The sequence below is a fragment of the Nocardioides agariphilus genome (genome assembly GCF_015352445.1).
Classification (GTDB): domain Bacteria; phylum Actinomycetota; class Actinomycetes; order Propionibacteriales; family Nocardioidaceae; genus Nocardioides; species Nocardioides agariphilus.
Window position 1 is genome coordinate 1 of record NZ_JADKPO010000024.1, and the last position, 13,502, is coordinate 13,502.

Genomic DNA, 13,502 nt, shown 5'->3' on the forward strand with positions numbered 1-13,502 from the left:
GGGTCGGGAGTTCGTGCCGGTCCCCCCAGGCGTTTCCGTGGCGTCGGGGAAGTCCCTCACCTGCGCGCGTACTACGCGCAGACAGCCGCACACGCCCGGGTTTGACCGGATCCCGCCGGACAACCAGAAACGGCCCCGACTCAGCGATTACGCTGGTCAGAGGCCGTTTCGCGGGTGAGTGGCAGGTGAAGGATTCGAACCTTCGAAGCTTTCGCGACGGATTTACAGACCACCAACTCCAGGGCGCTGACCAGGGCATAGACATTCCCCCGACGGATTTCCGCGCGTATTCCGCGCGGCCAGCCGGACATACACAGCGCTGGCCGGACGCTTTGGTACCTGGCCGAGGATCCTGCTGCCCTGCCGACGGAGTCGTCCGCGAGCTGTTGCTGGCCCACGGAGTTCTTCTTGAGCTCGCCATCGCCTACGGAGTCGTCCATCAGCTCACCGCTGCCGACAGAGTCGTCGGCCAGGTTGCGCTGGGTGATGGTGCTCTTGGCGATCTCGTCGCCGGTGATCAGCTTCGCGGCGCTGGCGGCGCCGAGGCCGCCCACGGCGAACAATGCCCCGGCTGCCAACACGGTCAACGCAGACTTCACACGCAGGTCCAAGGTCCCTTCGGTGGTCCCGAGAATCGCCTCGCTGACGTGTTCAGCGTGGCCCCACGCGTCCGGCACAGTCGTGTCGAGCTTCGACGCGCATCTCCCGCACTGTAGGCACGGAAGTCGGCCCGTGTGAGCAGAACGGGAACCTTCGCCCGAGATCCCGATGGGCCAAGGGAAGACGTGCGTGTGCCCTGTCGATGTCCTCGGCGATGGCTGTGCGACCAATGATCCTCAGAGCCGGCGCCGGAGGGATGCCCGCCGGCGCAACCAGGAGGCGATGTCGCCGCAGATGTCGGTCAGGGCGCGACGGTCAGCAGCGACGGCGTAGACCCAACCCAACAAGGTGGCCTCCCTCCGGATTGGCCGAGGCGGGTAGCCTAGCCGTCGGGCGGTCTGACCAATAGGGCCGACGACGCCGTCATCGGTTCTTGTAACCTACATACTTACTTGACCGTCAGTTCTGCCGAAGCCTAGGCTGCCCGCAAGGTAGCCGTCATCCGGTCGGCCACCGAGGGCGAGACGCGGCCCGAAGGGCCGCTGACAATCTCTGGGAGGCCGTTCTGATGAGTTCGGGTCGGGCGGCGCCCCCGGGGTCCACGGCATGGCCGGACGCGCCGTACCCCGATGAGGACCCGCTGACCGTGCTGACCGGAGTGCACAAGTGGTACGGCGACCTGCATGTGCTGCGGGGCGTCGACCTCCAGGTCAGGCGTGGGGAGGTCGTCGCGATCATCGGACCTTCAGGATCTGGCAAGTCGACGTTGCTGAGGTGCGTCAACATGCTCGAGCAACCCTCGTCAGGGGCGGTCCTCTTCAAGGGGCGCGATGTCACCGACGTCCGGGTCGACCTCGATCGCCTGCGAAGCCGCATGGGGATCGTCTTCCAGAACTACAACCTGTTCCCTCACCTCAGCGTCCTCGAGAACATCACACTGGCGTTGAGACACGTTCGGGGATTGGGGAAGACTGCTGCGGTCGACCGCGCCCTGTCCGAGCTCGAGCGTGTCGGGCTGGCGGAGAAGAGCGGCGCACACCCAGGTCGGCTCTCGGGCGGGCAGCAACAGCGAGTGGCGATCGCCCGCGCCCTGGCGATGCGACCGGACATGCTCCTGTGCGACGAGATCACCTCTGCCCTCGACCCGGAGCTGGTCGGGGAGGTGCTGCAGGTGCTCAGGGACCTGGCCGAATCACACATGACGATGATCGTGGTGACCCATGAGATGGGATTCGCCCGCGAGGTGGCGTCCCGGCTCGTCTTCATGGATGGCGGGGTCATCGTCGAGCAGGGCGTCCCGCGCGACCTGCTGTCGAACCCTCAGACCGAACGCTTGCAGAGATTCCTCTCGTTGGTCGTCTGACGGGCGAGCGGCGCGGGCGGCGACGGGGCCGGCATTGACAAGCGTCCTCGCCACCTACAAACTTACTGCAATCTCATCCCTACAGTAATCCTGCAAGATACAGGAGACATCCATGGTTGGGTCCCCGGCAGCTGCGGCCGTGCTGGACCGCGTTTCCGCCGGGTCGATCGTGTCCATCGCGAGCGACATCGTGCGGATCCCGAGCTTCAAGACCGAAGAGACCGCCCTGGCCATGTGGTTGGCCGAGTTCTTCTCCTCGAAGGGCTACGAGGTGGACTTGCAGGAGGTCGAGGAAGGCCGGTACCAGACCATTGCCCGGCTCAAGGGTGTGGGCGATGGGCGGAGCCTGATGTTCAACGGGCACATCGACATCGACCCGCTGGCGCGTGGGTGGAAGGGCGACCCATTTGCTCCACGCGTCTCGGACGGCTACCTCTTCGGCGCCGGGCTCGAGAACATGAAGGGCGGCGTGGCGTCGATGATCGCCGCCGCCGAGTGCATTCGCACCTCGGGCGTGCAGCTGCGGGGCGACCTGGTCCTGGCGTGCGTGGCGGGCGAGCTGCAAGGCGGCGTGGGCACCGTCCACATGCTGCAGTCCGGGCTGCGGACCGACATGGCCGTCGTGACCGAGCCCATGGGCACCCAGAACGTCACGCTCGTCCACTCGGGCTGGAGCCAGCTCGCGATCTCGACGATCGGCTTCTCCACCCACGTCACCGTCAAGGATGGGGCGGTCGACGCGATTGCGATGATGCGCCGGCTGATCCCGGTGCTGGAGGCGACGGAGTTCACCTGCGATCGCCGGGCCGACATGCCCGCCCTTCCGATCCTGACGGTGGGAGCGATCATCGGTGGACGAGGCGAGGAGCACGACCTCAAGGGCCCCAACTTCGTCTCGGACTACTGCACGATCCTCGTCGACGTCAGATTCCTCCCGGACCAGACGCCGCAGACCGTCTACGACGACATCGTCCGATCCCTGAATCGCCTCCGGGAGGACGATCCGAGCTTCGAGTTCGAGATCGAGCAGCCGCCCGGGCCCAGGTACCGGGCACAACGCGTGCAGATGCCCGCTCTCCAGGTGCCCGAGTCCGAGGAGATCGTCCAAACCGTCATCCGTCACGCGCGGGAGGTGCTGGGTCGGGAGCCGACGGTAGGACTCAACCTTCCCCTGTCCTACGGCGGCGATGACACGTGCCACCTCTGGGAGGCGGGGATCCCGTGTCTGCTCTACGGACCTGGCGGAGTCGAACCCACCCCTGAGCTCCCTGACCACAGCATCGAGATCGAGGAGATGGTGCGGGCGACCAAGGTCCTCGCTCTCACGGCTCTCGACGTCTGCGACATCGCAGGATCAACACCCGGCGACCTCTGAGGAAGAAGGACACAATGACAGCAGTGGATCGCGCTCCGCGCACGAAGCGGGTCGGCATCATGGTGGTGGTTGCGTTCATGGTCGCGTGCCTGGCGGCATGCGGTTCTGACGACGACTCCTCGACCGGGAAAGACTCCGCCGGCGAGAAGACCCTGACGGTCGGCGTGCAGCTCTCCTACGCGCCGTACGAGTATGTCGAGGGCGGCGAGGTCACCGGCTTCGAGGTCGACCTGGTCGAGGAAGTCCTGGGTCGGCTCGGCTACAAGACCGAGTGGAAGAACATCCCGTTCGACACCATCTTCACCGCGGTCTCTGCCGGCAAGATCGACATGGCAGCATCGACCATCAACGGCTGGGCGCCCGAGGGCTCACTGGTCTACGACGTCGTCAAGCAACGGACCGAGATCGTGAGCCTCAGTCGCCCGATCTATCTCGTCAAGTACCTCGTGGTGTCGAACAAGACGAAGAACCCCGACCTGAAGTCGACCGATCAGCTCGTCGACGGCATGACGGTCGCGGTCGTCCAGGGATCCTCGGAGTATGAGTACGCCCAGAAGGAGCTGGCCCCACGCGGCGTGCGGGTGGTCACCGTGCCGAGCGGAGCGCAGGCCTTCACCCTCGTGGAGTCCGGTCGCGCCGACGCGACGTTCGCCGAGGCCGGTGCGATCGCGGCGGCCGCCGAGCAACAGACGAACCTGCAGCCGGGTGAGCCGATCAGCAGTCTCGAGGCCGGCTATGCCTGGGCGTTCCCCTTGGACGACCCGGAGTTTGTCGACGACGTCAACGCCACCATCGGCGAAGTCATCGAAGATGGGACCTATGCGAAGATCTTCGAGAAGTACTTCCCCGGAGCGACCGCGCCGACGGACCTCCCCACCGCCTCATTCTCCGCAGGCTCTTGACCCCAGAAGGGCTCGGTCCTAGATGAGGAGCCGGCCGATGGCGTCCGACCGGGTCGTGACCCCCGCCAGGCCGCTCGATCCAGCTGAGCTGGAGGCTCTTCCCTCGGGCACGCTGCGACAGCGCCTCGGTGACCTACGGAGGGACTCCAGGGCAAGCAGCACGTTCGCGCTCGGGCTTGGCGCGGTCTCCGTCTTCCTCGTCGTCGTCGGTGGGCTGGCGGTGATGGTGACCGGGGGGCTGTGGGACTACGAGAGTGTGGTCCGCAGCCTGACGTCGGCGAGGCTGGCGACGTTGGCCTGGGCTGCCATCGCTCTGGGTGCTGCTGGCCTGATCGTGGGCTGCTCGGTCTTCCGTCGTGTCGATACGAGCGCTGCGCGGAGTACGGCGATCGCAGGAGCGGTTCTGGGGGTCATCGGCTTGGTCCTTGGACTTGGTGTCTACGTCTTCACCAGAGGAGACATGGACACCTTCTCCCGGAACTTCCTGAACTTCTCCGATGTCCGGGACTACTTCGGCGCCTTCGTGACGGGAGGGAGGAACACGCTGATCCTGGCGGGTTCAGCGATCGTCTTCGGGGTCCTCATCGGGTTGCCCGTCTCCCTGCTCCTCCTCTCGCAGCATGTGGTGGTGCGGGCCCCAGCTCGGGCCTACGTGAACGTCATCCGCGGCACCCCTGTCCTGCTGCAGCTAAGCATGGTGTACTTCGGGATCTCGCTCGGACTGGGGCTGAACTGGTCCGCCTACGTGTCCTTAATCTTCGGCCTCTCCATCAACGCGGGTGCCTACTCGGCGGAGGTGTTTCGCGCTGGCTTGCAGTCGATCGAGAAGGGCCAGCTGGAGGCAGCTCGTGGCCTGGGTCTCAGCCGCATGAAGGCGATGCGTCTCGTCGTCGTTCCTCAGGCGGTGAGACGGGTGATCCCGCCACTGCTCAACGAGTTCATCGGACTCATCAAGGACACCTCGCTCATCGCCTTCCTGGGAGTCTCACTCGCTGAGCGGGACGTCTTCGCAGTCGCGTCCACGGGGTACTCCCAGTACTACAACGCAAGCTTCTTCGTCGCCGCCGGTGTGGGCTATCTGATCATCACGCTCCCACTCATCGGCGGGGTCAATGCACTCGAGCGACGGATGCGCACCGGGCTGGTTGGAATCGCATGAAGGACCGGAACGAATGGCAAGCAAGTCCCATGCCATCCGAGCACTGCACGGTGGGTGAGGCGGCCCGGTCGATCGGTGTCAGCGACGGGACGATCCGGTTGTGGGAGCAGCAGGGCCTGGTCCATCCGGTACGGGATTCATCCGGGAGACGGCAATTCTCGCAGACCGATCTCGACCGTCTCCGCAAGATTGCCTGGTGGCGCCGGGTCAGAGGCCTGAACGCGGCGGCGATCAGGCGTGTTCTCGAGTCTGAGGACTATGCGAACATCGGCAACCTGACGGCACCGAGACTGAGCGAGGAGGACGCGTCGGGTGCCCGCCTGAGAGCCATGCGTCGCAATGCCGGACTCACGCTGAAGGACATCAGCCTGCGGTCGGGCCTCAGCGTCTCCTTCATCAGCTCGGTCGAACGCGGCGTCAGCCGACCCTCGCCCACGGCGGCCGCCCACCTGCTCGCGAGCTTGACCGATGCCGACGACTTTGCCCAGGAGACGGAGCATCCGATCCATCACCTCGGTGACGGCAAGCGGGTGGACATCGCTCCGGGGATCACCTACGAGTGGCTCTCGACGTACAGGGGACTCATCGAGCCCCAGCTCGCCGTCGTCCAGCCAGGGGCCCACAGCGAGAGCACCTATCAGCACGACGGGGAGGAGTTCCTCCTGATCCTCGCGGGGACCCTGGACCTGCGCCTCGACGACTCCGCGCGCACGTTGAGGACGCAGGACTCGATCCACTTCAGCAGCCAAGTGCCGCATGCGTGGGTCAACCCCGGGACTGACGAGGCGCACGTGCTGTGGATCACCACCGAACGCGGCGTGTGGGCATCCAGAGGAGATGCCAAGCCACGAGACCGCTGAGGGGGTAGCCGGGAAGCCGGTGGCGCTCCCGTCGCCGGTCCGGACCCGGCCCAGATGGCTCTCATCAGGGGCCTTGTTGGCGGACCAGAAGCGTTCTATGCTGCTGCCTAGCGGTCAGACCGCTTGACCATCAAGCCGTAGGTTCAACCCCATCCCAGAGAGAAGCGAAGGTGAACCAAGACCTCTCAGACAGCCAGCTCGTGCTCGATCACATCGACGCGGGCGAAGTGACCCACCTCGCGAGCGAGCTCATCCGGATCCCGAGCTTCAAGACCCAAGAGACCCCTCTTGCGCAGTGGCTCGGCGCGTACTTCCGCGAACGCGACTACGAGGTGGTCCTGCAGGAAGTGGATCCCGGACGGTTCCAGACCATCGCGACCCTTCGCGGCACCGGGGGCGGCAAGTCCCTCATGTTCAACGGTCACATCGACATGGATCCACTGGCGTACGGCTGGAAGTACGACCCCTTCGAGCCCCATCTCGAAGACGGGCTGCTGCGCGGAGCCGGTCTGTTCAACATGAAGGGCGGGATCGCCTGCATGATCTCGGCCACCGAGGCCATCCGTCGGAGTGGATGGCAGCCGAGGGGGGACATCGTGCTGGCCTGCGTCGCGGGCGAGCTGCAGGGCGGGGTCGGGACCGTCCACATGGTCGACAACGGTGTCCGAGCCGACATGGCGATCGTTCCGGAGCCCTACGGCGCGCACAATGCCATCACGAAGCATTCGGGATGGACCCAGCTGGCCATCTCCACCATCGGCTTCTCTCACCACGTCACGCTCAAGGAACAGGCGATCGACGCCATCGAAAAGATGATGACGGTCATTCCCGCCCTGAAGTCCATCGAGTTTCGGCATACGCCTAGCAAGGATCTCCCCTTGATGCCCCGGCTGAGCGTCGGCTGCATCATCGGCGGACGGGGTAAGCCGCATGACCTGACCGGGCCCAACTACATCTCCGACTACTGCACCATCCTCGTGGACGTGCGGTTCCTGCCGGGGCAGACGCCCGAGACGGTGGAGGAGGACATCGCGGCCGTCCTCGCCGGCCTGCAAGAAGCGGACCCGGAGCTCGAATACGAGGTCGAACACCCTCCTCCCGCCGACTACCGGACTCTTCGGGTGTCGATGGATCCCTTCGACGTCAGCGAGGACGAGGAGATCGTCCGCACCGTCAGTGAGGAATACAGCCGCATCACTGGGAAAGCGCCTCACGTCGGGACCCATATTCCTCTTTCCATGGGCGGCGATGACTGCTGCCACCTCTGGCGAGCCGGAATTCCTTCCGTGCTCTACGGGCCCGGCGGCCTGCCTATCACGAAAGAAGACCCGCACGACGTCATGGACACTCGGGAGATGTTCCTCGCGGCTCAAGTCATGGCATTGACGGCTGCGCGCGTGTGTCAATGAAACCAGGAGGAAGCATGAAGCGATACCAAATGGCCGTTGCTCTCGCGGCAACGGTGGCAGTCCTGACAACCGGGTGCGGCTCTGGGGCAAGCAGTGCTCAGGAAAAGGCCGACGGGACGACGGGCGGTGGCACCAGTGCGGATGCCAGCGAATCGAAGGACTTCGGGACGATCGACGACGGCGTGCTCAGCGTCGTGACCAATCTGTCCCTCGAGCCCTACAGGTATCAAGAAGACGGCAAGATGGGCGGCTTCGAGATCGAGCTGACCGAGAAGATCGCGAAGAACCTCGGCTTCTCCTCCGTCACGTGGGCCAACATCAACTGGGACTCCCTGATCACCGATGTCGCCGCCCACAAGCACGACGTCGCGATCGCCGGCATCAACGGGTGGGCCGAGGAGGGGACCCCCATCTACGACGTGGTCATGGACCGCACGAAGATCGTGTCCTTCTCCACCCCCTACTTCCTTCCCTACTGGGCACTGGTCACGAGCAAGGACAACCGCCCGGACCTGACGAACGTCGACCAGCTGGGCGATGGCGACAGCGTGCAACTGCTGGACGGCACCTCGGAGTTCTTCTGGGCCCAGGAGAACCTGGCGCCCAAGGGCGTCGACGTGAGAGCGGGCAAGGACGTCTCGGCGGACTTCGTGGCGGTGGAGAGCGGTCTGGTCGATGCCACCATCGAGGAGGGCACGTCGTTGCACTCCGCCCTGGAGGCGCATCCTGGCCTGCAAGAGGGCGACCCGATCGACGGCCTGTCCGCCGGATTCGGCTGGGCGTTCGCCCACGAGACCAACGCGCTCCGGGAGGCGTTCAACGCCGAGCTGGCCAACCTTGTCGCAGACGGTGAGTACGCCGAGCTGTACAAGAAGTTCTTCCCCTGGCTCGAGCCGCCGGCGACCTTGCCCGACACCAGCTTCACCGGGTGAGGGGACACTGCCGCGATGCAGGCTGCCCACGACGTCGGGCTAGGTGAGGACGTGACGGCCTCACCGCCCAGACGGGGACCGCGCAAGTCGACGATGCGGGGGGTCCTGGCCGACACCAGGGCCCTGTCCGCTGCCGTCTTGGTCGCTGGGTGCGGGGCGCTGGTGCTGGCGATCGCAGGGCCCCTCCTCATCCTGTTCACCCGCGGCATCAGGGACTACGAAGTCGTGGCCTCGGCCCTCCAGTCGCCGTCCTTCAAGGCGGTCTGCCTGATCGCGGGCTGTGTGGGCACGGTGAGCATGTTCGTCGGCACCTTCTCCTACCGTCGGATGCCAACCCGGGTCTCGCGCGGTCAGGCCATCATCGGTGCCATCGCTGGCCTGGAGGCCGCTTGCCTGGCGTTCGTGGTAGCCCTCTTCGTGCGCGGTGACATGGCGACCTTCGCCCTCAACTTCTTGAACTTCGACGGCGTCCTCGACCAGACGGGCGCCTTTCTCGAAGGCATGAAGAACACTCTGGTCATCACCGTGGTGTCCACGGTGTGCGGCGTTGCGCTCGGCCTCGTCGTGGCGTTGTTGGCCGTGTCGAAGCGGGCGATCGTGCGGGCGCCGGCGAGGGTTTATGTCAATGTGGTCCGAGGCACGCCGCTGCTCGTCTTGCTGTCCCTTCTCTACTTCGGTCTCGCGCTCGGTCTGCGCATCAACTGGACGCCGTTCGTGGCGGTGATCGTGGGTTTGACCATCAACGCGGGCGCCTACTGCGGTGAGATCTTTCGCGCGGGACTGCAATCCCTGGAGCGAGGACAGATGGAGGCGGCGCGTGGGCTGGGGTTCTCCTATTCGAAGTCCATGCGCCTCATCTTGGTGCCGCAAGCCGTGCGCCGGGTCATCCCACCGCTGATGAATGAGTTCATCATCGTCACCAAGGACACCTCGTTGATCGTCTTCATCGGGGTTTCGCTCAACAAGCGCGACCTCTTCTCGGTCGCCTCACAGGGCTATTCGCACTACTTCAATGCCTCGTTCTATGTCGCTTCGGCGTTGGGATATCTCATCATCACACTTCCCCTGATCTGGATCGTCAACAAGGCGGAGAAGCGGCTGAGAAGTGGATTGGTAGCGCTCGGATGAGAGTACGTCGGGGGACCTCGGCCGACCCGAAGTCGGGCAGGTGGCCACGGGGTGAATGGAACTCCTCAGGACTCATCCAGGCACAGGGGCTGCACAAGTGGTTCGGCGACAATGAGGTCCTGCACGGGATAGACCTCACCGTCGACACGGGCGAGGTGATTGCGATCATCGGCCCGTCGGGCTCCGGCAAGTCGACCCTGCTGAGATGCCTGAATCTCCTCGAGCTTCCTGACTACGGGCAGGTCATCTTCAAGGGTCAAGACATCACCGACGTCAGAGTCGATCTCAATGCAGTGCGCTCGCGAATCGGCATCGTCTTCCAGTCCTACAACCTGTTTCCTCATCTGTCGGTACTCGAGAACGTCGCCATCGCCCTGCGCGAGATACGCAAGCTCAGCCGGCGGGAGGCGGACGTGGCGGCCAGGGCAGAGCTCCACCGGGTGGGGCTCCAGGACAAGATCGATGCCATGCCCGGGCACCTGTCTGGTGGACAGCAGCAACGGGTGGCGATCGCTCGTGCCCTGGGGATGAAACCCGATGTCATGCTCTTCGACGAGATCACCTCCGCCCTCGACCCCGAGCTGGTGGGCGAGGTGCTCGAGGTCTTGAGAATGCTGGCCTCTGATCACATGACGATGGTCCTGGTCACCCATGAGATGTCGTTCGCCAGGGAGGTCGGCACGCGGTTGGTCTTCATGGACGATGGTCGGATCGTGGAGGAGGGCGACCCCCGTCAGCTCTTCAGCGCCCCGAAGACGGAGCGCCTCAAGCGTTTCCTGGTTGATCTCGGCGACCGATAGGTCCCACGGACGACGTCTCGGCCCGACCTTGCTCGGAGGACCGGCCGGCGGATTGCGGGCACGCCCGCGCGAAGGACGGATGCCCTCATGGTCCGCGCCCACCTGGGTCGCCCCACCGGTCGGCGTGTCGGCGTCGGCCTCTGCCTGTCAGCGTGTGCGCTCGGAGGGCTGAACCCGCTGTTCATCGACCTCTTGGCGGATGCCGACGTCTCCGTCGAGACGATGCTGGGCTTGCGGTGGCTGTTGGCTTCCGTGGTCGTTGCCTGCTGGGTCATCATGCGGCCGGGAAGCCGAGCCGTAGCCTCTCCGCACCGCACGAGGCCCGGCGTCGGGACCGTTGGACGCTTGTCCGTCGCGACTGCCTGCTACGTCGCCCAAGCGACGTTCTTCTTCTACACGGTGAGACAGGCGGGTGGGGCCGTGGCGACGATGCTGCTCTACGTCTACCCCGTGGTCGTGGTCCTCGGTCACGCCGTCTTCGCCCGCGCCCGCACCTCGGCCTCCGAGATGATCGCGGTGGGCATCGCCCTGGTCGGCGTGGGGGCGCTCCTCACGCCCTCCTCCGAGCACCGGGTCGTGATCGGCGGAATAGTCCTGGGTCTGGCCACCGCCGCGGCCAACGCGGGCTACGTCATGGCCTCGGAGAGCGTCCTGGCGAACGTCGATCCGGCGCTGCTCACGACCTGCCTGTTCGGGGGCAGCGGTCTCGCCATGGCCTCCTACGGAGTCGCGACCGGAGGCTGGGATCTCGATCTCGGAAGAACCGAGTGGGTCTACGTCCTCGGGTTCTCCCTCGCGTCGACCGCGCTGCCCACCGTCGCCTTCATGAGCGGCATCTCGCTCATCGGCGCGAAGGCCGCCTCCACGATCTCGTGTGTCGAGCCCGCCGTCACCACGCTCTTGCTCATCGTGCTCCGCAGCGAGGGGCTGGCCCTGACCCAATGGCTCGGACTTGCGGCGATCAGTGCGGCGGCCGTGCTGGCGGCCCGACGCCCCGGGAGCTCGAGGAGCGCCGCGGTTGCCGGACTCCCCTCCGTGGGCCGGCCACCCGCACCGGCGAGGCCCGGGGCGCGCCGCCATGAGCGGCGGGAGTGACGGTGAGCCATACGTTTGACGACGATCAGGGCGGGGGATAGGGTAGGGGTCATGCGGTCAGACCGCTTGACCTACAGACCAGTGAGCGCCACCCGACGATACCTGCAGGTGGCGTTGCAGATCCTCGAGGGGATCGGCTCCGGGGCGACCCCCCTGGGGAGCAAGCTGCCCGCGGACCGAGAGCTCGCCGGGATGATGGGCGTCAGCCGACTGACCGTGCGTGAAGCCGTGCTCGCCCTCGAGGTGGTCGGCGTTCTCCAGGTCCGCACGGGAGACGGGACCTACGTCACGCACGACGGTGCGCACAGCTCCCAGCTCGGGGGGCTGTTGTCGCACAAGGAGTTCCCCGTGCCGACGGCCGAGGTTCTCGAGGCTCGCAGCGTGGTCGAGCCGGCCGCCGTGGCCCTCGTCGCGCAGCGCGCCACCCCTGAGCAGCTCGACGAGCTCGAGGACCTCCTCGAGCATGCGGAGGATCTGACCCATCGGGTCGAGGACCTCGGCGAGTTCGTGAGCGTCGGGCTCCAGTTCCACGCCAGCTTGGTGCGGCTGTGTGGGAACGCGCATCTGGCCGCGTTCCTGAACGCTCTCGTCGACCTCGAGGAGCATCCGCTGTGGACGCTCCTCAACGCCCACGCGATGCAGAACCTCGACGCGCGCCGCTCCCAGGTCGCCGAGCACCGCCAGATCCTGACCGAGATCCGGGCTGGCAACGCCTCGCGCGCCTCGGCGCTCATGGCCGAGCACCTGGGCCATCTCGCCGTCGCCGTCGAAGCCCTCAGCGACCTGACGAACAACTCGAACTGAGACAGCGAACGAACATGGGGGAGCCTTGGTGAACACCACGAGCATCACCGACGAGCAGATGGTCGGGCTCTTCGAGACGATGACGCTCATCCGCGTCTTCGAGGAGCGGGTGCACTCCCTGTTCCAGGACGGCGAGCTGCCAGGACTTCTGCACCTGTGCTCCGGGCAAGAGGCGGTGGCCGCTGGTGTCATGGCCCACCTGGGCGCGGCCGACATGATCACCTCCACCCACCGCAACCACGGCCACGCTCTGGCCAAGGGGGTCTCGCCGGCCTCGATGATGATCGAGCTGTACGGACGCTCGGGTGGCACCAACGACGGCAAGGGCGGCTCGATGCACATCGCGGATGCGTCCGTCGGCCACCTGGCCAGCGGCGGCATCGTGGGTGCTGGCGTCCCGCTGGCCATGGGGCCAGCCCAGGCGGCGAAGCTCGACGGTCGACCGGACGTGGCAGTCACGTTCTTCGGCGACGGTGGGGCGCAGCAGGGGACCGTGTTGGAGTCGATGAACCTGGCCGCTGTCTGGGCCCTGCCCGCGATCTTCATCTGCGAGAACAACCTCTTCGGGCAAGCGACTCCGGTGGCCTACGCCTCGGCGGTCGCCCCCCACCAGCGAGCCGAGGGGTTCGGCCTACCGTCGGAGCTCGTGGATGGCCAGGACGCGGTGGCCGTTTTCGAAGCGGCGGGACGCGCGGTGTCGCGAGCGCGCGCCGGCAACGGCCCGACCTTCGTCGAGTGCCAGACCTACAGCTACCACGGGTCCTGGGAAGGCGAGTCCAAACGCAGCTACCGGCTGCCAGAGGTCGAGACCGACTTCCGGACCCGCGACCCGTTGCGGATCCTGGACGAACGACTGGCCGACAGCCTCCAGGGATGGGCGGACATTCGGGACCAGATCGAAGAGGACATGCACGACGTGGTGGACCAGGCGGTAGAAGCCGGGCGCAACGCTCCCCGGCCCGACCCTGCGGCTGGTCTCGTCGGCGTGTACGCCGACGAGCTGGTCGACGTGGACCGTGACGGGCTGAGCACGTACTGACACGCCCACAGGTCCCCTCCGGCCCTGGGCAGGGAC

General features: G+C 66.0%; 13 protein-coding genes. 12 read left to right on the forward strand and 1 reads right to left on the reverse strand.

Translation table 11 applies throughout. The features are described from left to right. Window positions 1-140: 140 nt before the first annotated feature. The gene (locus tag ISU10_RS16330; RefSeq protein WP_194697486.1) at window positions 141-677 is read right to left on the reverse strand and encodes a hypothetical protein; all 537 of its coding nucleotides are present in this window, start codon (window positions 675-677) and stop codon (window positions 141-143) included. A 491-nt stretch (window positions 678-1,168) separates the two neighbouring features. Here ISU10_RS16330 and ISU10_RS16335 point away from each other — a divergent pair, with 491 nt between their 5' ends. The 12 genes from ISU10_RS16335 (at window position 1,169) to ISU10_RS16390 (ending at window position 13,466) form a co-directional block, all read left to right on the forward strand. Next, window positions 1,169-1,963, forward strand: a complete 795-nt coding sequence (locus ISU10_RS16335) for an amino acid ABC transporter ATP-binding protein (RefSeq protein WP_194697487.1) — start codon at window positions 1,169-1,171, stop codon at window positions 1,961-1,963. A 139-nt stretch (window positions 1,964-2,102) separates the two neighbouring features. After that, window positions 2,103-3,338, forward strand: a complete 1,236-nt coding sequence (locus ISU10_RS16340) for a M20 family metallopeptidase (protein WP_194697488.1) — start codon at window positions 2,103-2,105, stop codon at window positions 3,336-3,338. Window positions 3,339-3,352: 14 nt separating this feature from the next. Beyond that, complete coding sequence (locus ISU10_RS16345; protein WP_194697489.1) at window positions 3,353-4,240, forward strand: substrate-binding periplasmic protein; 888 nt, start codon at window positions 3,353-3,355, stop codon at window positions 4,238-4,240. Between the two features lie 37 nt (window positions 4,241-4,277). Then, window positions 4,278-5,399, forward strand: coding sequence for an amino acid ABC transporter permease (locus ISU10_RS16350; RefSeq protein WP_194697490.1), 1,122 nt, complete (start codon window positions 4,278-4,280; stop codon window positions 5,397-5,399). Window positions 5,400-5,428: 29 nt separating this feature from the next. Beyond that, a complete protein-coding gene (locus tag ISU10_RS16355; RefSeq protein ID WP_194697491.1) occupies window positions 5,429-6,259 on the forward strand; it encodes a MerR family transcriptional regulator in 831 nt (276 codons plus the stop codon). Between the two features lie 170 nt (window positions 6,260-6,429). After that, entirely contained in the window at window positions 6,430-7,668 is a 1,239-nt protein-coding gene (locus ISU10_RS16360) for a M20 family metallopeptidase (RefSeq protein ID WP_194697492.1), read from the forward strand. A gap of 14 nt (window positions 7,669-7,682) precedes the next feature. Beyond that, entirely contained in the window at window positions 7,683-8,600 is a 918-nt protein-coding gene (locus ISU10_RS16365; protein WP_194697493.1) for an ABC transporter substrate-binding protein, read from the forward strand. A 162-nt stretch (window positions 8,601-8,762) separates the two neighbouring features. Then, window positions 8,763-9,728, forward strand: a complete 966-nt coding sequence (locus tag ISU10_RS16370; protein ID WP_194697494.1) for an amino acid ABC transporter permease — start codon at window positions 8,763-8,765, stop codon at window positions 9,726-9,728. Next, a complete protein-coding gene (locus ISU10_RS16375; RefSeq protein ID WP_194697495.1) occupies window positions 9,725-10,528 on the forward strand; it encodes an amino acid ABC transporter ATP-binding protein in 804 nt (267 codons plus the stop codon). Before ISU10_RS16370 ends, ISU10_RS16375 begins: the two co-directional genes overlap by 4 nt. A gap of 87 nt (window positions 10,529-10,615) precedes the next feature. Then, window positions 10,616-11,623 (forward strand): DMT family transporter, encoded by a 1,008-nt coding sequence (locus tag ISU10_RS16380; protein ID WP_194697496.1) that lies wholly within the window; start codon window positions 10,616-10,618, stop codon window positions 11,621-11,623. 81 nt (window positions 11,624-11,704) lie between these two features. Next, window positions 11,705-12,427, forward strand: coding sequence for a FadR/GntR family transcriptional regulator (locus tag ISU10_RS16385; RefSeq protein ID WP_194697497.1), 723 nt, complete (start codon window positions 11,705-11,707; stop codon window positions 12,425-12,427). Window positions 12,428-12,455: 28 nt separating this feature from the next. Then, window positions 12,456-13,466: a thiamine pyrophosphate-dependent dehydrogenase E1 component subunit alpha gene (locus ISU10_RS16390; RefSeq protein WP_194697498.1), complete on the forward strand. Its 1,011-nt coding sequence runs from the start codon at window positions 12,456-12,458 to the stop codon at window positions 13,464-13,466. The last annotated feature ends 36 nt before the right edge of the window (window positions 13,467-13,502 follow it).